This window comes from Gluconobacter sp. P1D12_c (genome assembly GCF_018812105.1).
Lineage (GTDB): Bacteria > Pseudomonadota > Alphaproteobacteria > Acetobacterales > Acetobacteraceae > Gluconobacter > Gluconobacter oxydans_A.
In genome coordinates, this window is the sequence record NZ_JACSIQ010000384.1 from 1 (window position 1) to 482 (window position 482).

The 482-nt window shown below is 41.3% G+C and carries 1 protein-coding gene; it reads left to right on the forward strand.

Annotation, left to right across the window (positions count from 1 at the left end):
• Nucleotides 1-353 (forward strand): hypothetical protein (locus tag KP705_RS17285; RefSeq protein ID WP_215765165.1); only part of this gene is annotated, 353 nt, incomplete at its 5' end.
• Nucleotides 354-482: the final 129 nt, after the last annotated feature.

Below are 482 nucleotides of genomic sequence, written 5' to 3' on the forward strand. Positions count from 1 at the left end.
AGAAGTTGAAAGCGAGTAATTCATCACTAAAAACAAAAATTCACAAAAGTAATGAATCACGAAAATCACTATTGAACGAATTGAAAAGCGAACGCGAAAAAAGTTTTGATAAGGGCAAGCCGTTCAGAGATTTACAGAAGAAGAATGAACAGCTTGAAACTTATCTTGGTTTAGTTTTTGATTCTTTGGATTCGCATGGAATTAATCCTGTTCCGTTCATTAAGACTGTCTACACGTTGGATGATTTAATGCGTGATTGCGATAGGATTGCGAAGGAGTGGCTTGAGTCATTCCAGGCGACGTGGGAACCTAAGGCGAAGCCTCAAAAGGGTTCTGATCGCTCTATTGCCTAGAGCGACGACCCCGAAGGTCCGGGGTCTAGCATTGGGGTTTCGACCTCCATGCTAAAGGCTAAATCAGTATTAAAAAGATAGCTCAAACTGCTTCGCTTCATGAGCAGATAATTAGCTCAGATTTGCTGT